At 71.7% G+C, this 22564-nt stretch carries 23 protein-coding genes and 2 pseudogenes; 19 read left to right on the top strand and 6 right to left on the bottom strand.

The genetic code is table 11. The features are described 5' to 3' along the window. The first annotated feature begins 21 nt into the window (after window positions 1-21). Together IEY87_RS44025 and IEY87_RS44020 are read left to right on the top strand one after the other, a co-directional pair. Complete coding sequence (locus tag IEY87_RS44025; RefSeq protein WP_189144862.1) at window positions 22-495, top strand: nitroreductase family deazaflavin-dependent oxidoreductase; 474 nt, start codon at window positions 22-24, stop codon at window positions 493-495. A 54-nt stretch (window positions 496-549) separates the two neighbouring features. Beyond that, window positions 550-1464: an ion transporter gene (locus IEY87_RS44020; RefSeq protein WP_225278240.1), complete on the top strand. Its 915-nt coding sequence runs from the start codon at window positions 550-552 to the stop codon at window positions 1462-1464. Window positions 1465-1650: 186 nt separating this feature from the next. Here IEY87_RS44020 and rpsD read toward each other — a convergent pair whose 3' ends face one another. Beyond that, on the bottom strand, window positions 1651-2265 hold the full coding sequence (gene rpsD, locus IEY87_RS44015) for a 30S ribosomal protein S4 (protein WP_189144860.1): 615 nt from the start codon (window positions 2263-2265) through the stop codon (window positions 1651-1653). A 78-nt stretch (window positions 2266-2343) separates the two neighbouring features. Here rpsD and IEY87_RS44010 point away from each other — a divergent pair, with 78 nt between their 5' ends. Further along, window positions 2344-3045, top strand: coding sequence for a DUF2470 domain-containing protein (locus tag IEY87_RS44010; protein ID WP_189144859.1), 702 nt, complete (start codon window positions 2344-2346; stop codon window positions 3043-3045). Between the two features lie 68 nt (window positions 3046-3113). Beyond that, on the top strand, window positions 3114-3476 hold the full coding sequence (locus IEY87_RS44005) for a hypothetical protein (protein ID WP_189144858.1): 363 nt from the start codon (window positions 3114-3116) through the stop codon (window positions 3474-3476). A gap of 57 nt (window positions 3477-3533) precedes the next feature. Here IEY87_RS44005 and IEY87_RS44000 read toward each other — a convergent pair whose 3' ends face one another. Further along, on the bottom strand, window positions 3534-4718 hold the full coding sequence (locus IEY87_RS44000; protein ID WP_189144857.1) for an ROK family transcriptional regulator: 1185 nt from the start codon (window positions 4716-4718) through the stop codon (window positions 3534-3536). A gap of 141 nt (window positions 4719-4859) precedes the next feature. Here IEY87_RS44000 and zwf point away from each other — a divergent pair, with 141 nt between their 5' ends. The 5 genes from zwf to IEY87_RS43975 all read left to right on the top strand — a co-directional run bounded on the left by zwf (window position 4860) and on the right by IEY87_RS43975 (window position 10812). After that, window positions 4860-6335 carry a glucose-6-phosphate dehydrogenase gene (zwf, locus tag IEY87_RS43995; RefSeq protein WP_189144856.1) on the top strand — a complete coding sequence of 492 codons (1476 nt, stop codon included), beginning with the start codon at window positions 4860-4862 and terminating at the stop codon, window positions 6333-6335. Beyond that, window positions 6332-8275: a phosphogluconate dehydratase gene (gene edd / locus IEY87_RS43990; RefSeq protein ID WP_189144855.1), complete on the top strand. Its 1944-nt coding sequence runs from the start codon at window positions 6332-6334 to the stop codon at window positions 8273-8275. Before zwf ends, edd begins: the two co-directional genes overlap by 4 nt. Before the next feature lie 52 nt (window positions 8276-8327). Beyond that, window positions 8328-9293: a glucokinase gene (glk, locus tag IEY87_RS43985; RefSeq protein ID WP_189144854.1), complete on the top strand. Its 966-nt coding sequence runs from the start codon at window positions 8328-8330 to the stop codon at window positions 9291-9293. 43 nt (window positions 9294-9336) lie between these two features. Further along, entirely contained in the window at window positions 9337-9945 is a 609-nt protein-coding gene (eda, locus tag IEY87_RS43980; RefSeq protein WP_189144853.1) for a bifunctional 4-hydroxy-2-oxoglutarate aldolase/2-dehydro-3-deoxy-phosphogluconate aldolase, read from the top strand. An 84-nt stretch (window positions 9946-10029) separates the two neighbouring features. After that, window positions 10030-10812 carry an SDR family NAD(P)-dependent oxidoreductase gene (locus IEY87_RS43975; protein ID WP_189144852.1) on the top strand — a complete coding sequence of 261 codons (783 nt, stop codon included), beginning with the start codon at window positions 10030-10032 and terminating at the stop codon, window positions 10810-10812. Between the two features lie 4 nt (window positions 10813-10816). On the opposite strand, the pseudogene IEY87_RS43970 reads toward IEY87_RS43975, so the two are convergent. Beyond that, window positions 10817-11572 (bottom strand): annotated as a pseudogene (locus IEY87_RS43970) (NADPH-dependent F420 reductase); the annotation flags it as partial. A gap of 134 nt (window positions 11573-11706) precedes the next feature. Between IEY87_RS43970 and IEY87_RS43965 the strand changes: the two are divergent. After that, window positions 11707-12555, top strand: a complete 849-nt coding sequence (locus tag IEY87_RS43965) for a LysR family transcriptional regulator (RefSeq protein WP_189144850.1) — start codon at window positions 11707-11709, stop codon at window positions 12553-12555. 59 nt (window positions 12556-12614) lie between these two features. Here IEY87_RS43965 and IEY87_RS43960 read toward each other — a convergent pair whose 3' ends face one another. Further along, complete coding sequence (locus IEY87_RS43960) at window positions 12615-13502, bottom strand: aldo/keto reductase (RefSeq protein WP_189144849.1); 888 nt, start codon at window positions 13500-13502, stop codon at window positions 12615-12617. Window positions 13503-13604: 102 nt separating this feature from the next. Here IEY87_RS43960 and IEY87_RS43955 point away from each other — a divergent pair, with 102 nt between their 5' ends. Continuing rightward, the gene (locus tag IEY87_RS43955; protein ID WP_189144848.1) at window positions 13605-14468 is read left to right on the top strand and encodes a helix-turn-helix domain-containing protein; all 864 of its coding nucleotides are present in this window, start codon (window positions 13605-13607) and stop codon (window positions 14466-14468) included. A gap of 94 nt (window positions 14469-14562) precedes the next feature. Here the strand turns inward: IEY87_RS43955 and IEY87_RS43950 are convergent, their stop codons facing one another. Beyond that, window positions 14563-14781 (bottom strand): DUF397 domain-containing protein, encoded by a 219-nt coding sequence (locus IEY87_RS43950; RefSeq protein ID WP_225278239.1) that lies wholly within the window; start codon window positions 14779-14781, stop codon window positions 14563-14565. 1 nt (window position 14782) lies between these two features. On the opposite strand from IEY87_RS43950, the gene IEY87_RS43945 reads away from it, so the two are divergent. After that, on the top strand, window positions 14783-15271 hold the full coding sequence (locus IEY87_RS43945; protein ID WP_225278238.1) for an ATP-binding protein: 489 nt from the start codon (window positions 14783-14785) through the stop codon (window positions 15269-15271). Window positions 15272-16048: 777 nt separating this feature from the next. Here the strand turns inward: IEY87_RS43945 and IEY87_RS43940 are convergent. Beyond that, on the bottom strand, window positions 16049-17074 hold the full coding sequence (locus IEY87_RS43940) for a trypsin-like serine peptidase (protein WP_225278237.1): 1026 nt from the start codon (window positions 17072-17074) through the stop codon (window positions 16049-16051). Between the two features lie 241 nt (window positions 17075-17315). On the opposite strand from IEY87_RS43940, the gene IEY87_RS43935 reads away from it, so the two are divergent. From IEY87_RS43935 to IEY87_RS43905, 7 genes and pseudogenes are all read left to right on the top strand, one after another. After that, window positions 17316-17972, top strand: a complete 657-nt coding sequence (locus IEY87_RS43935) for a DUF998 domain-containing protein (protein WP_189144845.1) — start codon at window positions 17316-17318, stop codon at window positions 17970-17972. Then, a complete protein-coding gene (locus IEY87_RS43930; RefSeq protein ID WP_189144844.1) occupies window positions 17969-18883 on the top strand; it encodes a DMT family transporter in 915 nt (304 codons plus the stop codon). The genes IEY87_RS43935 and IEY87_RS43930 overlap by 4 nt, the downstream gene beginning before the upstream one ends. Continuing rightward, complete coding sequence (locus IEY87_RS43925) at window positions 18823-20040, top strand: glycosyltransferase (RefSeq protein ID WP_189144843.1); 1218 nt, start codon at window positions 18823-18825, stop codon at window positions 20038-20040. The genes IEY87_RS43930 and IEY87_RS43925 overlap by 61 nt, the downstream gene beginning before the upstream one ends. Beyond that, window positions 20012-20716 (top strand): response regulator transcription factor, encoded by a 705-nt coding sequence (locus IEY87_RS43920; RefSeq protein WP_189144842.1) that lies wholly within the window; start codon window positions 20012-20014, stop codon window positions 20714-20716. The genes IEY87_RS43925 and IEY87_RS43920 overlap by 29 nt, the downstream gene beginning before the upstream one ends. Next, window positions 20713-21858, top strand: a complete 1146-nt coding sequence (locus IEY87_RS43915) for a sensor histidine kinase (protein ID WP_225278236.1) — start codon at window positions 20713-20715, stop codon at window positions 21856-21858. The genes IEY87_RS43920 and IEY87_RS43915 overlap by 4 nt, the downstream gene beginning before the upstream one ends. 94 nt (window positions 21859-21952) lie before the next feature. Further along, a complete protein-coding gene (locus tag IEY87_RS46915; protein WP_263653331.1) occupies window positions 21953-22162 on the top strand; it encodes an XdhC family protein in 210 nt (69 codons plus the stop codon). Next, window positions 22090-22446, top strand: a pseudogene (locus tag IEY87_RS43905) (IS607 family transposase); the annotation flags it as partial. The gene IEY87_RS46915 and the pseudogene IEY87_RS43905, both read left to right, overlap by 73 nt. Window positions 22447-22564: the final 118 nt, after the last annotated feature.

Raw genomic sequence — 22564 nt, 5'->3', positions numbered from 1 at the left:
GGGTTGCTACACTCCCGGCCCATGATCCGGTCATTCATGCCGTTCTTCCAGTGGTTCGCGGCAACTGACTGGTTCATGAGGGTGGGACCGCGGGTCATGCCGAAGTTCGACCGCGTCCTGCGCCCGCTCGCCCGGGGCAGGCTGCTCAGCGGCGGACCGATGCCCACGCTGGTCCTGACGAGCACCGGCGCCAAGACCGGGCTGCCGCGCAGCACCCCGCTGGCCTGCCGGCCGGAGCCCGGCGGCGCGCTGCTGGTCGTGGGCAGCAACTTCGGCCATGACCGGCACCCGGCGTGGAGCGCCAATCTCATCCGGACGCCCGAGGCCCGGGTGGGTTTCGGCGGCCGCGAGTTCGGGGTCACCGCGGTGCTGCTGACCGGCGGCGAGCGCGCGGCCGCCTGGCCCGGCCTGATCGAGCAGTGGCCGCTCTACTCCCGCTATACGGACAAGTCGGGGCGGCAATTACGGGTCTTCCGGTTGATTCCTACGCATTGATCATATTGCGCCATCATGGACGGGATCATCCACCGTTCCAAGGAGCCTCCCCCCGTGCGCGAACGCACCCGTGCCCTCCTGGCGCACCGGCACTTTCAGCGATTCATCATCGCCGTCATCCTGGTCAACGCCGGCACGCTAGGCCTGGAGACGTTCCCGAACGTCGTCGAACGCTACGGTGATCTGCTCGTCGTCGTCGATCATCTGGCGCTCTACATCTTCGTGGCCGAGCTCGCGGCCAAGCTGTACGTCGAAAGGCAGAACTTCCCCCGCGACCCGTGGAACATCTTCGACACCGTGATCGTCGGCATCGCGCTCGCCCCCGCCACGGGCGGGCTGTCGGTGCTGCGATCGCTGCGCATCCTGCGCGCGCTGCGGCTGCTGTCGGCGGTGCCGAGCCTGCGCAAGGTGATCTCCGCCCTGCTGCGCGCGATGCCCGGGATGAGCTCGATCGTGCTGCTGCTCTCCCTGGTCCTCTACGTGGCCGCCGTCCTGGCCACCAAGCTGTACGGCGCGACGGCGCCCGATCGGTTCGGCAGCCTGCCCACCTCGCTGTTCACCCTCTTCCAGACGATGACAGGCGACGACTGGGGCAACATCGCCAGGGAGGTGATGACCCGGCACCCCTCCGCCTGGATCTTCTTCACCGTCTTCATCCTGGTCTGCACCTTCGTGGTGCTGAACCTGTTCATGGCGGTCGTGGTCAGCGCGATGGACGAGGAGGCGGCCGCCGAGCGGGCCGAGCTGGAGGCGGAGATCGAGGACGTGTCCGCCGCCTCCACCCAGCGCATCCTGGACGAGCTCGCCGGGCTGCGCCGGGAGGTGGCCGAGCTGCGCGCGCACACCGTGTCCGGCACGGCATCCGGCACGGCGTCCGACACGGCGTCCGACACGGCGTCCGGCACGGCGTCCGGCCGGCGCTCCGGCAGGGGGCGCTCGTCCCGCACCAAGGGCCGCGCCTCGGCCTGAGACCGAGAGGCCGCGCCTCGGCCTGAGACCGAGAGGCCGCGCCTCGGCCTGAGACCGAGAGGCCGCGCCTCGGCCTGAGACCGAGAGGCCGCGCCTCGGTCTGAGACCGAGAGGCCGCGCCTCGGTCTGTGAGGGCGCCGTCCCGTGCCATGGGTCGTGTTTCGGCCGGAGAGGGCGCCCACCGGGTCAGCGTGAGTAGAACTCGACCACGAGTTGCTCGTCCACCGGGACGACGATCTGGCCGCGCTCCGGCCGGGTGGCCAGGGTGACCGTCAGGTTCGCGTGGTCCACCGAGAGGTAGGGCGCGACGCGCTCGTCGGCGTGCACCCCCTCGGCCGCGGCCACGAACGGCTGCATCCGGCGTGACCGCTCGCGCACGGTGATGACCTGTCCGGGCTTGACGAGGTAGCTGGGGATGTCCACCTTGCGCCCGTCGACCGCGATGTGGCCGTGCGCGATGTACTGCCGGGCCGCGTAGATCGACGGCGCCAGCCCGGAGCGCAGCACGACCGAGGCCAGCCGGGTCTCCAGCAGGGTAACGAGCTCGGCGCCCGAGGCGCCCGGCTTGCGCACCGCCAGGTCCCAGTAGCGGCGGAGCTGGCGCTCCGACACGTCGTAGTACCAGCGGAGTTTCTGCTTCTCCAGCAGTCGCAGCGCGTAGTCGCCGCTGGCCCGCCGGTTGGTCTTGCGGCCGTGCTCGCCCGGCGGATAGGGACGCCGCTCGAAGTAGCTCACGGCCTTCTTCGTCAGCGGCACTCCCGCCCGGCGTGACAGCCGCACCTTGGGACCGGTGTAGCGCACGTTCACCTCCATGTGGTTAGGTAGCCCTTACTTAGGTTAGGCTAACCTAAAGCCAAGTGAGATCTCAAGGAGGCCCCCATGCTGCCGATCCAGGAGCGGATCCGTACTCTCGCCGCGACCGCCGGTGTGGTCAGGCTCTCCGTGGACGACACCCCGTCGCCCGCGCGCGGCGGCGTCGACGAGCGCGGCCGGCCGGTGCTGCTGGTGCGGCAGGGTGAGCCGCTGCACGGGCTGCGCGACGACGCCGTGGTGGCGGTGCATCTGACCGCCATGCGCCGCCTCGGCCAGGTGGAGCATCCGCGCGGGCTGCTGGAGGTGCAGGGCTGGGCGCAGGCCGTACCGGAGGAGGAGGCTCGCGCGGCGGCGGTGGCCGTCGCGGCGCAGGACGCCGACGAGGCCCTGTTCGACGCGCTGGAGCGCTACGGCCGGCCGGACGCGCCCCGGCTGCTGCGCCTGGACGTGGCTCAGGTGATCTACCTGACCGGGCAGGAGACCGGGGTACTGGACGCCGACGAGTACCTCGACGCGGAGCCGGACCCGCTGACGGAGACCGCCGAACGGGTGCTCGCCCACATCAACGCCGCGCACCGGGCCCAGCTCGCGAACGGCGTGTCCAGGCAGCTCGACCGGCCGGCGGCGGAGGTGTGGCTGTGGGAGCTCGACCGCTTCGGAGCCACCGTGCGCGCGGACGGATCACTGATCCGCTTCCCCTGGCCCAGGCCCGCGCACAGCCTCCCCGGCCTGGAGAAGGCCTTGAACGGCCTGCTCTGCACCTGCTGAGGGTTAGTTGATCACGATTCGCGACTAAGTGTCACGTGTACGGCCCGGCGTGACTATCATCGGCCTCTGTGAGACAGACCGAGCGGCGCGGGCGGATCCTGCTGATCGCCACCGCACTGACCGGCACCCTCATGCTCGCACTCGCGGGGGTTTTGTCGACCGGCGGCTCGCCGGGCGCCTCGCTCTCCCCCGCCAGCGTGTCCGGCTTCCAGCGGCCCGCCAAGCCGGGCGCGATCGAGTCCGCACCCGTCCGCGTCCCGGCGCCCGAGCCGTCCCGACGGCCGCTGCTCCGGGGCGACGTGGACACCGCGCCGCCCCCGCCCGGCCTCCAGCGACCCGCCGCACGCCCGTCCTGCGTACCGCCGTCGGCGGCCAAGGCCGACGTCAAGCGGACGAAGAAGAAGGACGACAAGCGCGGCAAGTGCCCCTGAAGCGCTGTGCGTACGCGCGACTGGTCGTCACTGAGGCCTTCAGCGACGGCGCAGCTCTCAGCGGGCGGCACGGCCTGTCATGGCCGCGTCGACCGCGTCCGGGGACAGCACGTGGTCCAGGACCATCACCGCGCAGCCGCTGATGCCCGCCGCCGCGCCCAGCCGGCTCGGCTCGATGCGCAGCCTTCTGGTGGCCAGGGCGGTGGATCGGCGGTAGACGACCTCGCGGATGCTCGACACCAGCGGCCCGAACGCCTCCGCCATGTCGCCGCCGAGCACCACGACCGACGGGTTGAGGATGTTGACGGCGATCGCCAGCACCTCGCCGATCCTGCGCCCGGCCTCGCGTACCGTCGCCATCGTCTCGGCGTCGCCGGCCCGCACCAGCGCCGTCACGTCCGCGATGGTCTTGACGTCCTTGCCCGCGAAGCGTAGATCGCGCAGCAACGCGGTGCCACTGGCCACGGAGTCGACGCAGTCCATGTTGCCGCAGCGGCACAGCACCCCGCCGCCGTCACGCACCGGGATGTGCCCGATCTCGCCGGCCGCGCCGAGCGCGCCGCGCAGGATCTCGCCGCCCGCGACGACGCCCGCGCCGATCCGGGTGGAGACCTTGACGAACATCAGGTCGCCGAGCTCCGGGTAGGCGCCCCGGTGCTCGCCGATGGCCAGCACGTTCACGTCGTTGTCGACGAGCACGGGGACGGCGAAGCGGGCGGCGATCAGCGGCGGGATCACCACCCCGGTCCACGAGGCCATCACCCGGGCGCTCTCGGTGCGCCCCTGCGCGAACTCGACGGTGGCGGGCACGCCCATCCCGACGCCCTTGACCACGGCGCCCGGCCGGTCCGCGAGCAGCTCGTCCCAGGTGTCCATGACCAGCGGCAGCACCACGTCGGGGCCCTGCTCGACGTCGATGGCGAAGTCCTGACCGGCCAGCTCGCGGCCGGACAGGTCGCAGACGGCCACCCGGGTGCGGCTCGCGCCGAGCGCGGCCACGAGCACGACGCCGCCGCCGGCGTTGAACTCCAGCCGGACCGGGGGCCTGCCACCGGTGGACGGCGCGTCGGCCCGCTCGACGACCAGGCCGCGCTCCAGCAGCTCGTCGACGCGCGCCTGCACCGCCGGACGTGACAGGCCGGTCACCCGGCCGAGGTCGGCCCGCGTCACGGCCTCACCGGTGCGGATGAGGCGCAGCACCTCGCCACTCGTGGCGAGGGCGGCGGCGGTACGTCGAGTCATCGGCTAAGTGAACCACAGGAGGTTATGTCATGAAAAGTCTCGACTTTTTCATCCCAAATACCAAAACTCCGCTTGTGTACGACCCAAACTCTGGCTAGTGTCCGTTCTGTCCCTACTTGGTAGATCATCGGAGTTCTTGCCGTGCCCCCGCTTACGTCTCCCCCGGTCGCTCACACCGCCGACCTCGTCGTCTTCGGCGGCACCGGCGACCTGTCCATGCGCAAGCTGCTGCCCGCGCTGTTCCACAGCGACAGAGACGGACGGCTGGCTCCGGAGACCCGCATCATCGCCCTGTCCCGGGGCGGGCTGACCGACGCCGACTTCCGCGGCAAGGTGGACGCCGAGGTACGCGACCAGGTGCCGGCGGACGACCTCGCCCTGTGGCAGCGTTTCCTCGGCCGCCTGCACCACCTCACGGTCGACGTGGGCGGGCAGGACCGTACCGGCTGGCAGGCTTTGTCGCGGCTGCTGGCCGGGCATGAGTCGCGCGACCGGGTGTTCTACCTGGCCAGCCCGCCGATGACGTTCGGGCCGTTCTGCCGGGAGCTGGAGCTGGCCGGGCTGGTGACGCCTGACTCGCGGGTGGTGCTGGAGAAGCCGCTCGGCCGCGACCTGCCCAGCGCGCAGCTGATCAACGACGAGGTCGGCGCCATCTTCGACGAGCAGCAGATCTTCCGCATCGACCACTACCTGGGCAAGGAGACCGTGCAGAACCTGCTCGTGCTCCGCTTCGCCAACGCCTTCCTGGAGCCGGTCTGGAACTCGCTCTGGATCGACCATGTGCAGATCACCGTCGCCGAGACCGTCGGCACGCCCGGCAGGCGCGGCTACTACGACCACGCGGGCGCGCTGCGCGACATGGTGCAGAACCACCTGCTGCAGCTGCTCACCCTGACCGCGATGGAGTCGCCCGCGCGCAACGACCGCGAGGCGATCCGCGACGAGAAGGTCAAGGTGCTGCAGTCGCTGCGCCCCATCGTCGGCACCGAGGTCGGCCGCTTCACCGTGCGCGGCCAGTACGCGCAGGCCGGCGACCTGCCCGGCTATCTGGCCGAGCCCGGCTCGACCCCGCCCACCGAGGACTCCGGCCGGGTGGAGACCTTCACCGCGATCCGCGCCGAGATCCGCAACTGGCGCTGGGCCGGAGTGCCGTTCTACCTGCGCACCGGCAAGCGCATGCCGCACCGGCGCTCGGAGATCGTGGTGCAGTTCAAGGACGTGCCGCACTCCATCTTCCCCGGCGGCGCGCCGAACCGCCTGGTGCTGCGCCTGCAGCCGGAGGAGGGCATCGAGCTGCACATCATGGCCAAGGAGCCGGGAGCGGGCGAGATCATGCTCAAGCCGGTGCCGATGAGCCTGAGCTTCGGCAAGACGTTCACCACCCGGGTCCCGGACGCCTACGAGCGGCTGCTCACCGACGTGCTGGCCGGCAACCCGACGCTGTTCATGCGCCGGGACGAGGTGGAAGCCGCCTGGCGCTGGATCGACCCCATCCTGGACGCCTGGCAGGCGTCCCCTGATCTGCCCGAGCCTTACCCCGCCGGCACGGCCGGCCCCGCGAGCGCCCACGAACTGCTCGGCCGCAGCGGTCGCGCGTGGCATGAGGAGGAAGCGTGAACCCCGTCATCCAGGACATCACCGACAGGATCGCCGAGCGCAGCGCCGCCAGCCGCGCCGCGTACCTGGAGCGGATCCGCCGTGACGGCGAGGCCGCCCGCGCCAAGGGCCCGGCCCGCGCGCACCTGGGGTGCGCGAACCTGGCGCACGGCTTCGCCGCCGCCCCCGCCGAGGACAAGCCCGCGCTGATAGGTACGGCCAAGCCCGGCGTGGCCATCGTGACCAGCTACAACGACATGCTCTCCGCGCACCAGCCGTACGAGACCTACCCGGCCGAGCTGAAGACGGCCGTGCGCCGGGCCGGCGGGGTCGCGCAGGTGGCCGGCGGGGTGCCCGCCATGTGCGACGGCATCACGCAGGGCCGCGCCGGCATGGAGCTGTCCCTCTACAGCCGCGACGTGATCGCCATGTCGACCGCGATCGCGCTGTCGCATGACATGTTCGACGCCTCGCTGCTGCTGGGCGTCTGCGACAAGATCGTCCCCGGGCTGTTCATCGGCGCCCTGCACTTCGGGCACCTGCCCGCGATCTTCGTGCCCGCCGGGCCGATGACCTCGGGCCTGCCGAACAAGGTCAAGGCCCGCACCCGCCAGCTCTTCGCCGAGGGCAAGGTCGGCAGGGGCGAGCTGCTGGAGGCCGAGTCCGCCTCCTACCACTCCCCCGGCACCTGCACCTTCTACGGCACCGCCAACTCCAACCAGGCGATCATGGAGGTCATGGGCCTGCACCTGCCGGGCTCCACGTTCGTCAACCCGCACACCGAGCTGCGCCACGCGCTGACCGAGGCGGCGGGCCGCCGGGCCGTGGAGATCACCGCGCACGGCGCCGAATACACCCCCGTCGGCGAGCTCGTCGACGAGAAGTCCATCGTGAACGCCTGCGTGGCGCTGCTGGCCACCGGCGGGTCGACCAACCACACGCTGCACCTGGTCGCCATGGCCGCGGCCGCCGGCCTGGTGCTGACCTGGGACGACCTGGCCTGCCTGTCGAAGGCCGTGCCGTCGCTCACCAAGATCTACCCCAACGGCCAGGCGGACGTGAACCACTTCCGTGACGCCGGCGGCATGCAGGTGCTCATCGGCGACCTGCTCGACGCGGGCCTGCTGCACGCCGACGTGCGTACCGTCGCCGGGCCCGGCCTGGACCGTTACCGGACGGCCCCGCGCCTCGTCGACGGCGAGCTGATCTGGGAGCAGGTCGACGGAACGAGCGCCGACCTGGACGTGCTGCGTCCCGTGCGGGCCCCGTTCGCCCCTGACGGCGGCATCCACATGCTCTCCGGCAACCTCGGCGCCGCCGTGAGCAAGGTGTCGGCGGTCAAGGCCGAGCACCTGGTGATCGAGGCTCCGGCCAAGGTCTTCGACGACCAGCTCGACCTGCTGCGCGCCTTCGAGGCGGGCGAGCTGGACGGGCAGGACTTCGTCGCCGTCATCCGCTACCAGGGGCCCAGCGCCAACGGCATGCCCGAGCTGCACAAGCTCACCTCGCCGCTGTCGGTGCTGCTGGACCGGGGGCAGCGGGTGGCGATCGTCACCGACGGCCGGATGTCGGGCGCCTCCGGCAAGGTGCCCGCCGCCATCCACCTGTCGCCCGAGGCGGCCGACGGCGGCCCGATCGCGCTGGTCCGCGACGGCGACGTGATCCGGCTCGACTCGGCGGCGGGGTGCCTGTCCCTGCTGGTCCCCGCCGAGGAGCTGGCGCAGCGCACGCCCGGCGGCCGGCCGCTGAGCGACGCGGAGTGGGTCGGCACCGGCCGCGAGCTGTTCACCACCTTCCGGCGGATGGCCGGGCACGCCGAGCAGGGCGCGGGCATCTTCGGCGTCAGCGGCGCCGAGTCCCCGCACCACGGCCCCGGCCTGGGCTTCCCCGCCGAATCCGGCTCCTCCCACCTGGAGACGGGCGCGGCGGTGGGCCCGCACCACGCCGGAGCGTCCCGGTGATCCGCCGTACGGCATACGACGGGCGTACGGCGTCTGATGCCGGAGGGGAGCCGTGACGGCCTTCGAGCTGCCCTGGCTGGTCGCTGACGTCGGCGGGACCAATGCTCGGTTCGGGCTGGTCGCGTCGCCTGGGGCGCGGCCGTCGCAGGTGGCGGTGCTGGCGGGGGCGCGGTACCGGACTCTCGCCGACGCCGTGTCGGGGTATCTCGCCGAGCACGCGGGCGGGCTGCGGCCCGGGGCGGCGTGCCTGGCCGTGGCGGGCCCGATCGACGGTGATCGCTACCGGCTGACGAACTCGCCGTGGGCGGGATCGGTGCGCGACCTGGGCGTGCCGTTCGCGGCGCTGCTCAACGACTTCGAGGCGCTGGCCCTGTCGCTGCCGCACCTGGACGGCGGCGAGCTGGTGTCCCTGGGCGGGCCGGAGCCGGCGCACGGGGTCAAGGCCGTGCTCGGGCCCGGCACCGGGCTCGGCGTCGGCGGCCTGATCCCCACCGGGGACGGCTGGACGCCGATTCCCGGCGAAGGCGGCCACGTCACGCTGCCCGCCAGGGACGACAGGGAGCTGGAGATCGTCCGCGCGCTGCGGGCCGGCGGCCGGGAGCACGTGGTGGCCGAGGACGTGCTGTCCGGTCCCGGTCTGGTCCGGCTGCACCGGGCGCTGGCCCGGGTCAACGGCGTCACCGCCCCCGACCTGACGGCCTCCGACATCGTGGCGCGGCTCGACGACTCGCTCTGCGCCGAGACGGTCGAGGTGTTCTGCGCCATGCTGGGGAGCTTCGCCGGGAACGTGGCGCTGACACTCGGCGCCAGAGGTGGTGTCTACCTGGGCGGCGGCGTGCTGCCCCGTATCGTGGAACGTGTGCGTACCAGCGATTTCCGCACCAGGTTCGCCGCCAATCCCGATATGTCCAGCTATCTGGAGGGCATCGCCACCGCGCTGATCGTCGCGCCGCAGCCGGCACTGACCGGCGCGGCCGCCTGGCTCGCCCAGCGTGCCGCCAAAGAGCTCATTTCATGACCGCGCGCCACCGACAACAGGCCGTCCACGAGGAGAAGTTCGCATGAGTTTGCTCGATCTCGCCCCTGTCATCCCCGTCGTGGTGATCGACGACGTGGAGACCGCCGTGCCGATGGCGCGGGCGCTCGTCTCCGGCGGCCTGCCGGTCATCGAGGTGACCTTGCGTACGGCACCCGCGCTGGAGGCCATCGCCAGGATCGCGGCCGAGGTACCGGAGGCCCAGGTCGGCGCCGGCACGATCCGTACCAACGACGACATCGCCGCCGCGCTGTCCGCCGGGGCGAAGTTCCTGGTCTCGCCGGGGACGACGCTGAGCCTGGTGGAGGGCATGGACGCGAGCGGCCTGCCGTACCTTCCGGGGGCGGCGACCGCGTCGGAGGCGATGGCCCTGGCCGAGCGCGGTGTCAAGGAGCTGAAGTTCTTCCCGGCGGAGCCGGCGGGCGGCGTGGCCTACCTGAAGGCGCTGCAGGGCCCGCTGCCGGACGTGCGTTTCTGCCCGACGGGCGGCATCCGGCTCACCACCGCCCCCGACTACCTGGCCCTGCCGAACGTGGGCTGCGTCGGCGGCACCTGGCTCACCCCGGCGGACGCCCTGGCCTCGGGCGACTGGGGCCGCATCGAGAAGCTGGCCTCGGAGGCGGCCGCACTGTAACCCTGGCAGGCGCGCCGCGGCGCGGCGGATCCTGGTACCGCCCGTGCCTGCCTCCACCCTGGGGGCCGGGCGGACACTGTGGTCATGACGAACACCGTTGACATCGCACCCATCGGCCTGCTCTCCGGCAAGGTCGTGTTCATCACCGGCGCCAGCCGGGGCATCGGGGCGGCGGCGGCCCGGCTCTTCGCCGCCGAGGGCGCCGCCGTCGTGCTCGCCGCCCGCAGCACGGAGGCACTTCAGAAGATCGTCACCGAGATCCGCGCCGAAGGCGGCGTCGCCGACGCCGTCACCTTGGACCTCGCCGACCGGGCGAGCATCCGCGCGGCGGTCGACCGTGTCGAGGAGCTGCACGGACGGCTCGACGGCGCCTTCAACAACGGCGCGGCGATCCAGCAGCCCGGCCCGCTCGACACCACGAGCGATGAGGACATCGACCAGCAGTTCGCCGTGAACTTCCGCTCGCACTGGACCGCCATGACCGCCGAGGCCGCACTCATGCGACGCAACGGTGGCGGGGCGATCGTGAACACCTCCAGCATCGGCAGCCGCCGCGCGAACCCCGCCCTGCCCGCGTACGGCGCCATGAAGCGCGCGCTCAACAGCATCACCGAGACCGCCGCGGTGAGCTGGGGCCGTGACGGCATCCGGGTGAACGGCATCACCCCCGGCGGCACCGCCACGGAGATGATGAAGGCGTGGGAGGCGGACACCCCCGGCATCATCGAGCGGGTGACGGCGGCGATCCCGCTCGGCCGGATGGCCGAGCCCCACGAGACCGCCCAGGTGGCCGCCTGGCTGCTCAGCGACCGGGCCTCGATGGTGACCGGCGCGATCGTGCCGGTGGACGGCGGCGCCGGGGCGTGAACCGCTACATCTGGAATCCGGCGGGCCCGCGCACCGCGGCGGCGGCCAGGTCCTCGACCCGGGCGGCGGACACGGGCACGCCGGGCGCGCCCTGGATCCAGGCCACCAGGTCCGGCACGGTGAGGCCGGACGGCGGCTGTCCCACGTACGGGAAGGCGTACAGCGGGGTGTTGGGCTCACTGCGCCAGCTCTCCGCCAGCGTGCCGAGGTCCACGGTGTCGAAGCCGAGGACGTCCAGAAGGCCGGCCACCTCCTTCTTCGCGGTGGGGTCGTCGCCGGACAGCGGCAGCGCGGTGCGGTCGGGGGCGCCGGCCGGGCGGAACAGGTCCAGCAGCTGCTTGGGGCCGATGTTGTGCAGTGCTTTCACCACCCGGGCGCCGGTGAGGTGGCGCTGCACCAGCTCGCTGGAGGTCAGCTCGTCGCTGTCGAGTTCCGGGATCCTCCACCCGGGGTTCGGGGCGTAGTTCATCGGGTCGATCACGGTCTTGCCGGCGAGCTCCGCGCGGGGCAGCCGTTCGCAGGCGGCCAACGGCAAGGACGCGATGACCAGATCGGCGGCGCGCGCCGCCTCGGCCGGGGTGGCCGCGCGGGCCCGCGGGCCGAGCTCGGCGACGAGATCGGCCAGCGTCTGCGGGTCGCGCGAGTTGCTCAGGACGACGTCGAGGCCGGCGTCGACGGCGCGACGGGCGACCCCTACGCCGACCATTCCGGTGCCGATGATGCCGAGGGTCGATGTGCTCACTTGAGTTCTCCGTTTCGGGTGTTTCCACGCGTCGCGGCACCCAGTGCCTGGGCCCGCTCCGGTGGCTCGTCTCCATCACAGCCGGAGTGACCTGCGCGAACAATGATCAAAGGCGATCGGCAGCGATCACAAAATGTGATAAATCAGAAGGCATGGAGCTGAGGGCGCTGCACTACTTCGTGACCGTCGCCGAGGAGCTGCACTTCGGCCGCGCGGCGCAACGGCTGCGGATCGTGCAGCCGGCGGTGAGCCAGCAGATCACCCGGCTCGAACGCGAGCTCGGCGTGCGCCTGCTCGACCGCACCTCACGCAGGGTGCGGCTCACGCCGGCCGGCGAACGCGTGCTCGCCGCGGCCCGGGAGACCCTGGCCGCGGCGGCCCGCGTGCGAGTGGTCGCCGGGGAACCGACGGCCGCCCTGCGGGTCGGGGTGGCGACCTGCGTCACCGAACGGCTCGACCGCGCGCTGGCTCGCCTGCGCGACAGCGAACGCCCCGCCGCCCCGCGACTGGTCGACCTGCCGGTGCCCGCGCGCCTCGACGCCGTCCGCGATGGCGAGCTGGATCTGGCGCTGGTCCGCGGCGCGGTCACGTCCACGGCGCTGACGGTGGTGCGCGCCTGGTCCGAGCCGCTGCACGCGGTGCTGTCCGGCGGACACCCCGCCGCCGGCAAGCCCGCGGTCAGCCTGCACGACCTCGACCCGTACGGCCTGCGGCTCCCTGACCGCGACGCCGACCCACCCCTGCACGACGCGATTGTCGCCGCCCTGCCCGTGGCGCCGCTGCGGCCGCCCGCCGGGGACATGCTGAACGTGCTGTTCGAGGTGAGCCAGGACCCCGAGGGCTGGACGCTGATGCCGGCCGAGCAGCTCGCCGGCTCCCGCTCCGAACGGGTGCTGCAGGTGCCGCTCGACCCACCGGTGACCGTCGACGGCCACGTCGTGACCTCGCTCGCCACACCGGAGTCGTGCGTGGCGTCCTACGTGGCCGCGTTCGCCGACTGAGCGCCACGAGCGGCCGGTCCGGAGAACGCTCGCCACTCATCAGCCGTGAAGATCAGCCCTCAGGCTTCCGGGATATCCGCGCCCCATGTGCCCACGGTGATGTCGGCCGGCTCCGGGCCGCCGCGTACGCCGGTGTCCAGGCCGCTGATCGCGGTGAGCTGCTCGCCGGTGAGCTCGAAGTCGAAGACGTCGAAGTTCTCCGCGATGCGCCCGGCGTCGACCGACTTCGGGATGGCGGAGCGCCCCTGCTGCAGGTGCCAGCGCAGCATCACCTGCGCCGGGGTCCTGCCGTGCGACGTCGCGATCTGTCCGATCACCGGGTCGGTGAGCGTGCTGACGCGATTCTCCCGCCAGCCCGGATAGAAGGTGATCCCCCCGATGGGCGACCACGCCTGGGTCAGGATGCCGTGCTCGGCGCCGAAGGCCCGCACCTCGGGCTGGGTGAAGTACGGGTGCACCTCGATCTGGTTCACGGCGGGCACCACCGTCGTCCTGCCGAGCAGCGCGGTCAAGTGCTCGACCGTGAAGTTGCTGACGCCGATGGCGCGCACCCTGCCGTCGGCCAGGAGCTTCTCCAGGGCCTGGTAGGAGCGCACGGTCCGGTCGAAATCCGACGGCAGCGGCTGATGCAGGAGGAGCAGGTCGATCCGGTCGACGCCGAGCTTGCCCGCGCTCTTGTCGAAGCCGTGCAGGGTCTCGTCGTACCCGTAGTCGTTGATCCAGATCTTGGTCTCCAGGAAGATCTCGGACCGGTCGAGCCCGGACGCGGCGACGGCCTCGCCGACCTGCCGTTCGTTGAAGTACGCGGCTGCCGTGTCGATGTGCCGGTAGCCCGCCGCCAGGGCGGCCCCGACCGCGGCCCGGGTCTGCTCGGGCGGGGTCTGGAAGACGCCGAAGCCGAGCGCGGGCAGCCGTACACCGTTGTTCAATCTCAGGAAGTTGTCCATGTGCCGAGACTCGACCGGCCGCGCCCGGGTAACCAGCGCCCTGCGCTACGGAGGGAATGGCAGTACCAGGCAAGCCGGCTACGCCGGGGTCATCATGGGGTCATGCCCTCGACGGAGAACGACCTCGGCAACCTGCTGCGCGCCTGGCGTGACCGGCGCGCGCCGGCCGACGTGGGGCTCCAGGCGTACGGCCGGCGCCGCGCTCGCGGACTGCGCCGCGAGGAGCTGGCCGCTCTGGCCGGGGTCAGCGTCGACTATCTCGTACGCCTTGAGCAGGGCCGTTCGCGCCGCCCCGGTCCGCAGGTCGTCGCCGCGCTGGCCCGTGCCCTCCAGCTCGACGAGCGGGAGGCGGCCGTTCTCCACCAGGCGGCCGGACTGCCGGTCCCGTCCGGCCGTACGGTCTCGGTGCACGTGCCGCCCGGCGTCCAGCGGCTCATCACCCGCATGGTGGACTACCCGGTGGCGGTCTTCGCGGCGGACTGGACCCTCATCGCCTGGAACGCCATGTGGAGCGCGCTGATCGGGGACCCGCACCAGCGGCCGCTCGCTGACCGCAACCTGATCCGGGCGACGTTCTACGGCTCAGCCGCCTGGACCCCCATCGTGCGGATCGACGACTCGGCGGACGGCTCCCCCGACGAGAAGGAGCAGGGGGCGCTCGTCGCCGACCTGCGCCACGCCGTGACGACGTACCCGGACGACGAGACCCTTCGCGCGCTCGTCGCCGAGGTCCGTGCCGCGAGCCCGCCTTTCCGTGAGCTGTGGGACTCCGGCGCGGCGGGCCGGCACACCAGCACCCGCAAGCTCGTCCAGCACCCCCTGGCCGGTGAACTCGTCCTGGACTGCGACGTGCTCACCACCCCGAACTCCGACCTGAAGATCATCCTCTACACCGCGGCGGCCGACAGCCGCGACTCCGAGCGCCTGGACTTCCTCCGGGTCAGCGCCGTCCACTCGGTGACGTGAGGGTGCGCGTCGCTCGCCACGCCGGGGCCGTGTGTGGCGTCGTACTTCAGCAGCCCGAACAGAGCGGGCTGTACGGGCGGAGCCAGGTGACCGCCTAGGGCAGGTCGAACTCGCCCAGCTTCGCGCCGCCGACGAACGCTCGCCACTCATCAGCCGTGAAGATCAGCACCGGCCCGGTCCGGTCCTTGGAGTCACGGACGGCCACCTGGTCGCCGACGAACGCCACCTCGGTGCATTGACCGTTTCCACCGCTCTTGCTGCTCTTGCGCCACGCTGCGCGGGACAGATCGGGATTTCCCTGCTCGTATTGCAAGATGCAGAAGGAACCAGGCATGCCGGGATGCGCGCCCGCGTCGTACGGAATGACCTGCAGCGTGATCCCACAGCCGCAAGGGCTCTTCACGAGCTGTCTGCCGCTCGCGGCCATCCCGAGCGCCGTTCCGCTGGCTCGGGTGTACGTCAGGCAGGCGCTCCTGCACTGGGAGCAGGCGTCCCTGATCGAGGACGCCGAGCTCGTCGCATCAGAGTTGATCACGAACGCCGTCAAAGCAGTGCATCCACCCGCCATGCCAACATCCCGCCACCCGCTCGTGAGCAAAATTCAAATCTGCCTGATCGTCGCCGGCGATCAGGCCGTGATCGAGGTGTGGGACCCGAGCCCGGCCTTGCCGGTCATGCCCGAAGGCGTTGACCATCTCGAAGAAGGCGGGCGCGGGCTGTTCCTGATCGACCACCTGGCGAAGAGCTGGGGCTGCCGTCATCCGTACAGCGGTGGCAAGACCATCTGGTGCCGACTGCGCTGACATCCGAACCCCGACCCGCGAGACGAGGGATCGTTCGTTGCCGCAGAACCCCCAGAACGTCATCGACAGGCCCGTGATCATCCGGTCGGCCTTGGAGGTGGACATGTCCGAAGAGGAAGTTCACAGCAGACACGTAGCCCCCTTGCGCAGAAAGCATGTCGTGATCGAATGGTCCGACCCGGCACCCTGCCGTAGCGTCATCAGAGTCCGGACCTCCACATGCGAGTGCATGGCCACGGTGTACGAACTGTGCTCAGGGGCGGGTCTGGTTCACCTTCGCCGAACGGTCAGATCGTTCGACGGCCGCCGGGTAAGCGTGAGCCCTCATCTTCGGCCTGCTGAAGCCGAGCAGCTATGGAAGGACCTTCTTCGGGGCCGTGCACAGTAGTGCGGGAGCCCGTACAACTGCCTGGGCATCGCGCCGCGTCGATCAGAAACGGGGCGATCCATCACAGCCATAAGAACAGCTGACTTGTATGCGAAGAGCTGTGAGTGCAGGGTCGGCCCGCGCCCCCCTCTGTCCATGGTCAGTCCTGACCACCGCCGCGCTTCTTGCCGAGGAGCATCCCGGCTCCGACTGCTACGACCGCCGCCAGCCCTCCCATTACGAGCCCCCAGTGCGGCCCGCCATCGGCGAGCACCGAACGTGAAAAGTCTCCACGTTTGGCGAGCTGAGCGTAGGTGGGGAGAGGTCGGCCGGGCTGCCGGGCGGCGTTCGGCTCCGTACCGGCTGAGCCACCGCGGCCAGCGCTGTGGCGGACGCGGTGGCGACGGCGGTTATCGGACGACGACGCCGGTCCACTGTCCGGAGGCGTAACGGTAGACCTCGGCCAGCTCACTGTCGAAGTACGGTGAGATGCCGGTGTCGTAGCGGTTGTCGCCGTCCGTGTCGGACACGCTCATCGTGATGCCGCTGAGATAGCCGGTACGGGTGTCGCTCGCGTAGTCGGTCACCCATGAGGAGCCGAGAGCGCCTTCGCCGGTGAACGGGGAGTCCACGCCGAGGGGCCGGTCCGCGCGGAGGGCCGTGAACCTGGTCGCGAACGTCGGCCCGGTCGACCGTTCGAGGGTCTCACCCGTGAAGGGCCGGCTGCCGTCGGGGTGGGCGCCGGCGGGATGGCCGAAGACGTCGATCGTGGACCCGAGCGGCTGGTTGACCGCGAGCCCTTGGCCGCCGACGTTGACGCCCAGGTGTCCGGCGTGGGTCAGCACGTCCGGAGCGGAGAGGACGACGCCGCTGTACACGTTGACGAAGGCGTAGTCGCGGTCGAGATCCCGGATGTCGTCGAAGTCGTAGTGGGAGCTGCCCACCTTCCCGACGTACAGCCCGAACGGGGTCTCCCCCTCGGCGTAGCCGGGGACGAAGACCCACTTGCCGAGCGCGCCCATCGGCGCCTCGATGTCGAACAGGCAGTGACCCGCCGTCGCGACGAGGTTGCGGTACTTCGTCTGCATGGACGTGCCGGTGCACCAGTGCGGCAGGCCATCGCCGCCGATGAAGAACACCTTGCCCCAGGTCGTGGGCGTCTTCCCCTCGTACGGGGGCGGCCCTTCCTGCGGCGCGACGACGGTGCGTGGGGGGCCGTCCGGGACGATGTCCGTGGACAGGCGTTCCGCGCCCACCGCCGTCCGCACGGTGTACGGGGTGGCGTTCCTCAGGTTGGCGGCCTCGTCGGCGAGCCAGAAGCTCGCCACCTCCTGAGCCACCGGCGCGGTGCTCGCCAGCGCGACCGTCGCCACCCGCACGGCCTGTGCCGGTGTGGTGAAGCCGGTGGAACCCAGTACGACCAATCCGATGCTCAATGTGGCCAGTGCACGCCTCAAGGGCGATCTCCCGTCCGGTCGGTGTGAAGAGCCGGCCGATCTCCACGGCCGGCGAACATCAAGATCGTAACCATGGCGGAGATCGCAATCCCAGGCTTTTTCGATCACAAGTTCGATACATGATTCGATGACGGAACGCTCTGGACACCCGCCGGGCTTCACAGAAGCTTCACGATCGGAGTCGTACGCGCCACATGAGACCCCGGTTCGCTGTCGGGGTATGAACCGCGTTCCGCACATCCGAAGACTCGTGGTCGTGGCCCACGCCGGGCTGGCCGGGGCGCTGGCCGGCACCGCCGCTCTGCACGTCGGCTGGGCGGAGCAGGTGGACGCCGTCCGGAACGTCTTCAGCGACTACGCGCTGAGCGACGGCGCGTACGGGATCTTCGCCGGGACCGTGGCCTGCCTGTCGGTGGGATCGACGGCGCTGGTCGCGGGGCTCGTACGGTCCGGGCTGCCGGTCGGCGCGCCGGCGATCGCGCTGCTGAGCGCGTGGTGCGGCGGGCTGGCGCTCGCGGTGGTCTTCCAGACCGATCCGCCGGGCGATCCCTCCCTGGGCGGGCTGGTGCACCGGTACGCGGCGGGCGGGGCCGTGGCGGCCCTTCCGGCCGCCGTCCTCCTGATGGCACGGCGGCTGGGGCGACGGCCCGGCTGGGAGACGACGGCGCGCTCGCTGCGCCGTATCTCCTGGGCGAGTGTGGCGGGCTGCTTCGCCTTCATGTGCGCGCACCTGTGCGTCACGACCTCGGCCCCGAACCCGCTGGCGCAGCGGATCGGCGGCCTGCTGGGGCTGGCCGAGCGGGTCACCCTCGCCCTGGAGGTGAGCCTGCTGTTCATGCTGGCCGGCGTGGTGGCGGCGAGCCGGGAGCGCGGATGACCTGGCTCGCCATCATCCTGGCGATCCTGAACGCCTGCTGCTTCACGGTCGGGACCTGGCTGCAGCACGGCGCGTCGGCGGGGGGCGCGTCGTTGGCGTCCGCGGTGCGGCGGCCTCGCTGGCTGGCGGGGCTGGCGCTGCTGGCATTGGGGGCGGTCATGCAGGTCAACGCGCTGCGGCTGGCTCCGGTGACCGTGATCGAGCCGGTCGGGGTGCTCGGGATCGTGATCAGCGTGGTGTGGGCGCTGCGGGTGCGACGCGCCCCGCTGCGGTGGAACATCGGCCGTGCGCTGGCGACGATCCTCGTCGGGACGAGCGCCTTCGCGGTGCTCGCCGCGTTGAACACCGTCACCCGCCCGGTCTCCACGGTGGCGCAGTTCCAGGCCGGCGCGCTGGTCGCCGCCGCGGTGGCGGTCTGCCTGCTCCTCGCCCACCCGCTCAGGGGCCGGGCCCGGTGCCTGGTCCTGGGCATGGGCGGGGGCATCGCCTACGGCTGCACCTCCGTGCTGATCCGGGCCGCGACGGAGCAGTTCACCTCGTACGGCGTCAGCGCGCCCCTGTTCGGCACGCTCGCCGGCCTGGGAGCGACGGTCCTGGCCGGTTTCTGGCTCGTGCAGCGCGCCTACGCCGACGGTCCGGCCGAGAGCACGGTGGCGACCCTCACCGTGGTGGATCCGCTGGTCGCCGTCACCATCGGCATCGGCCTGCTCGGCGAGGCCCCCGGCCTGACCCTGCCGATCGCCGCCCTGGGGCTGGCCTTCGCCGCCGTCGCGGTCGGCGGGGTCGTCCTGCTCTCCCGCGACATCCCCGCCCCGCCATCCTCTTCCCTCACGCACGACAGGAGCACCCCATGTCCGGCAGTCCCCTCCGGAGCATCGTCATCGGCGCGGACACCTACCCGCCCGATGTGAACGGCGCCGGGAACTTCGCGCACCGCCTGGCCACCGGGCTCGCCGGCCGAGGTCACGACGTGCACGTGATCTGCCCCGCCACGGGCGCCGATCCCGGGCGCGTCGCGCCCGGCGGCCCGACCGTGCACCGGCTGGCCTCACACGGCACGCCGTTCCATCCCACCTTCCGGGTCTGCCTGCCCTGGCAGATCCGCGGCTCGGCGGCCCGGCTGCTGGAGCGGATAGCACCCGACGTCGTCCATGTGCAGTCCCACTTCGCCGTGGGCCGGACCCTGATCGGGGCCGCGCGGCGTGCGGCCGTCCCGGTGGTGGCGACCAACCACTTCATGCCGGAGAACCTCGTCCGCTACACCCCCCTTCCCGACCGGCTCGCCGACGCCGCGTGCCGGCTGGCCTGGCGCGACTTCGTCCGGGTCTTCCGCCGCGCCCAGATCGTCACCGCCCCCACCCCCCGCGCCGTGGAGCTGATGCGCCGCAACGGCCTCATCGGCGGCGTGGTCCTTCCCGTCTCCTGCGGCCTGGACCTGCACCGCTTCGCGCAGCCCACGGTGAGCAACGAGAGCGCGGAGCTGCGCGTGCTGTTCGTGGGCCGGCTGGACGCGGAGAAGAACGTGGGCGAGCTCCTGCGCGCCCTGCCGCTGCTGCCCCCGCGGCTCCCGGTCACGGCCGAGATCGTGGGCGACGGCTCCCGCCGCCGCGAGCTGGAGGAGCTGGCCCGCGCGCTCGGCGTCGCCGACCGCGTCACCTTCCACGGTCTGGTCAGCGACCAGGAGGTCCTGGACGCCTACGCCCGCTGCGACGTGTTCTGCATGCCCGGCACCGCCGAGCTGCAGAGCCTGGCTACCATGGAGGCCATGGCCGCCGGGAAGCCCGTCGTCGCCGCCGACGCCACGGCGCTGCCGCATCTGGTGCACTCGGGACACAACGGTCTGCTCTTCCCGCCCGGCGACGTCCCGGCCCTGGCCGCGGCCCTCGGCTCGATCCTGGACGACCCCGAAGGCCGGACGCTCATGGGCGAGGCCGGCCGTGAGATCGTCGCCCGCCATGACCTCGGGTTCACCCTGGACACCTTCGAGACCGTCTACCGGGAGGCGGCCAAGATCACGACAGCCCTCGGCAGGGAGAGCCATGAACACCCAGCGCATTCTGGTCGTTGACGACGAACCCAAGATCCGGATGACGCTGCGCGGCTATCTGGAGGCGGACGGCTTCGAGGTCCTGGAGGCGCCGGACGGCCCGTCCGGTCTCACCTCGGCCGTCCGCGAGCGGCCTGACCTCATCGTGCTGGACGTGATGCTGCCCGGCCTGGACGGGTTCGAGGTGCTGCGCCGGATCCGGGCGACCAGCCAGGTGCCGGTGATCCTGCTCACCGCCCGGACGGAGGAGGTGGACCGGGTCATCGGCTTCACCGCGGGCAGCGACGACTACGTCACCAAGCCGTTCAGCGCCCGCGAGCTCGCCCTGCGGGCGCGGGCCATCCTGCGCCGCGCGGAGGTCCCGGCCCAGACCCCGGAGGAGCGGGCGCTGCGCTTCGACGGCCTGGTCATCGACCCCGACACGCGGATGGTCACCCGCGACGCCGGCCATGCGGTGGAGCTGTCCGCGCTCGACTTCGACCTGCTGGTGGCCCTGGCCCGCGCGCCGGGCCGGGTCTTCACCCGCCGCGGGCTGATCGAGCACGTCTGGGGGCGCGACTTCTTCGGTGACGAACGGGTGGTGGACGTGCACATCCGCACGCTGCGGCGCGCGCTCGGCGACGACGCGAGCGCGCCCCGGTTCGTGGGCACGGTGCGCGCCATCGGCTACCGCTTCCTCGCCCGGCCCGCCGGATGACCCGCCCGCCCCGCGGCCGGAGGACCGCCCGGGCGGGCGCGCTACGACGGCTGCCGGCGCTGCCGCTGACCATCCGCCTGGTGCTGTCCCACATGACGGTCCTGATCGTGGCGCTCCTGGCGATCAACGTCGCCGCCGACGCGTTCGGCCGGCGGCTGGCCGACGCCGGGATCTCCGAAGTGCAGGCGCTGATGATCGAGCTGACCGGCAAGGGCGAAGGGAGCATCGACTTCAGGATGATCCTGCCCGCCCTGATCATCGGCATGATCACGGCGCTCGTCATGTCCCTGGTGTTCTCCCGGTTCCTGCTGCGGCCGCTGCGCCAGGTCAGCGCCGCCACCCACCGCCTCGCCGACGGGCACTACGACGCCGTCCTCCACGTCCCCCGCGAGCCGGGACTCGCCGCGCTGGTCGAGGACGTCAACCGGCTGGCGGCGGCGCTGGCCGACATCGAGCGGCGGCGCGCCCGCCTGGTCTCGGAGATCGCCCATGAGATGCGCACCCCGATCACGATCCTGAACGGCCAGATCGAGGGCATGGCCGACGGCATCTTCACGCCGGACGACGCCATGTTCGCCTCCCTCACCGACGATCTCACCCGGCTGCGGCGCCTCACGGACGACCTGTCCAGCCTCTCCCGGGTCGAGGAAGGCGCGTTCACCCTGCGGCGCTCGCTCACCGACATGACCGCCCTGGCGGAGACCACCGTGGAAAGGCTGCGCCCCCAGTTCGACGACGCCCGGGTCACCCTCACCATGGTCCCGGGCCCGCCGGTCACGGCCCTGATCGACGCGGACCGCGTCGATCAGGTGCTGGTCAACCTCCTGGGCAACGCCCTGCGCGCCTGCGATCCCGGCGGCCGGGTGTCGGTCACCATACGCACCGGCGACGGCCCGGCCCCGCATGCCGAGATCATCGTCCAGGACGACGGGATCGGCGTCGCCGCCCACGATCTCATCCGGATCTTCGCCCGGTTCGAACGCGTCGAGCACTTCGGCCGCCCGGCCCCCGCGGGTGGCAGCGGCATCGGCCTGACCATCGCCCGCGGCATCGCCCGCGCCCACGGCGGCGACATCACGGCCGCCTCCCCGGGCCTGGGCCGAGGGGCGGCCTTCACCGTCCGCCTGCCGCCGGGCGGTTGACAGTGAGGGAGCGGACCCCGAACGCGACGCTCCGCCCGCGCCGTCGGCGGCGGCCTCGCCGGGGTCCGGTGACCTTCTGGCCAGGGCCGACGCGTTGCGGTCCGGGCGGGAGCCGTACGTGCTGGCCACGGTCGTGCGGGCGCGGCGGCCCGCCAGCGCGAAGGCGGGCGACCGGGCGCTGGTGCTGCCGGACGGGACGATCGAGGGGTTGACAACTGCTGTTGATTCGCCCGGCTGTCTGAATGGGCGGCGAAGGCGGGGCACACGGTTGTCCGTGTCGAGTCCGAGGTCGCCTCCGGTATGAACGGCGGACGTACGAAGGCCCGTCGTCTGCTGGCCGATGTGAAGGTGACGATCGTGGTGGTCGAGCATCGTGACCGACTGGGCCGGATGAACACCGAACTCATCGAAGCCGCCCTCGAAGCCGCTGGTCGTCGTCTTGTCGTCTTGGATGACGGTGAAGTCGAAGACGACCTCGTGCGGGACATGGTTGAGGTGCTGACCTCGTTCTGCGCCCGCCTGTACGGTCGCCGCTCGGCGAAGAACCGGGCGAAGAAGGCCCTGGAAGCGGCGGCTGCCGATGGGTGAGAGGCCGAAGAAGCAGCTGCGCGCCATCGATGCGCCGTTCGTCGCTCCCGGCCCATCCGGTGTGGCGATACGCGACCGCCTCAAGAACCTCACGATCGAGGACGACAAGGTGTTGCGG

Source organism: Nonomuraea glycinis (assembly GCF_014646515.1).
GTDB classification, from domain to species: domain Bacteria; phylum Actinomycetota; class Actinomycetes; order Streptosporangiales; family Streptosporangiaceae; genus Nonomuraea; species Nonomuraea glycinis.
The sequence above is the reverse complement of the archived record's forward strand: the minus strand, read 5'-3'. Positions and strand labels throughout refer to the sequence as shown.

Bases quoted from the DNA above. Each gene is read 5' to 3' on its own strand.
- IEY87_RS44025 (WP_189144862.1), top strand. From the start codon at position 22: ATGATCCGGTCATTCATGCCGTTCTTCCAGTGGTTCGCGGCAACTGAC.
- IEY87_RS44010 (WP_189144859.1), top strand. From the start codon at position 2,344: ATGCTGCCGATCCAGGAGCGGATCCGTACTCTCGCCGCGACCGCCGGT.
- IEY87_RS44000 (WP_189144857.1), bottom strand. From the start codon at position 4,718: ATGACTCGACGTACCGCCGCCGCCCTCGCCACGAGTGGCGAGGTGCTG.
- eda (WP_189144853.1), top strand. From the start codon at position 9,337: ATGAGTTTGCTCGATCTCGCCCCTGTCATCCCCGTCGTGGTGATCGAC.
- IEY87_RS43975 (WP_189144852.1), top strand. From the start codon at position 10,030: ATGACGAACACCGTTGACATCGCACCCATCGGCCTGCTCTCCGGCAAG.
- IEY87_RS43965 (WP_189144850.1), top strand. From the start codon at position 11,707: ATGGAGCTGAGGGCGCTGCACTACTTCGTGACCGTCGCCGAGGAGCTG.
- IEY87_RS43960 (WP_189144849.1), bottom strand. From the start codon at position 13,502: ATGGACAACTTCCTGAGATTGAACAACGGTGTACGGCTGCCCGCGCTC.
- IEY87_RS43955 (WP_189144848.1), top strand. From the start codon at position 13,605: ATGCCCTCGACGGAGAACGACCTCGGCAACCTGCTGCGCGCCTGGCGT.
- IEY87_RS43945 (WP_225278238.1), top strand. From the start codon at position 14,783: ATGCAGAAGGAACCAGGCATGCCGGGATGCGCGCCCGCGTCGTACGGA.
- IEY87_RS43935 (WP_189144845.1), top strand. From the start codon at position 17,316: ATGAACCGCGTTCCGCACATCCGAAGACTCGTGGTCGTGGCCCACGCC.
- IEY87_RS43930 (WP_189144844.1), top strand. From the start codon at position 17,969: ATGACCTGGCTCGCCATCATCCTGGCGATCCTGAACGCCTGCTGCTTC.
- IEY87_RS43925 (WP_189144843.1), top strand. From the start codon at position 18,823: ATGTCCGGCAGTCCCCTCCGGAGCATCGTCATCGGCGCGGACACCTAC.
- IEY87_RS43920 (WP_189144842.1), top strand. From the start codon at position 20,012: ATGAACACCCAGCGCATTCTGGTCGTTGACGACGAACCCAAGATCCGG.
- IEY87_RS43915 (WP_225278236.1), top strand. From the start codon at position 20,713: ATGACCCGCCCGCCCCGCGGCCGGAGGACCGCCCGGGCGGGCGCGCTA.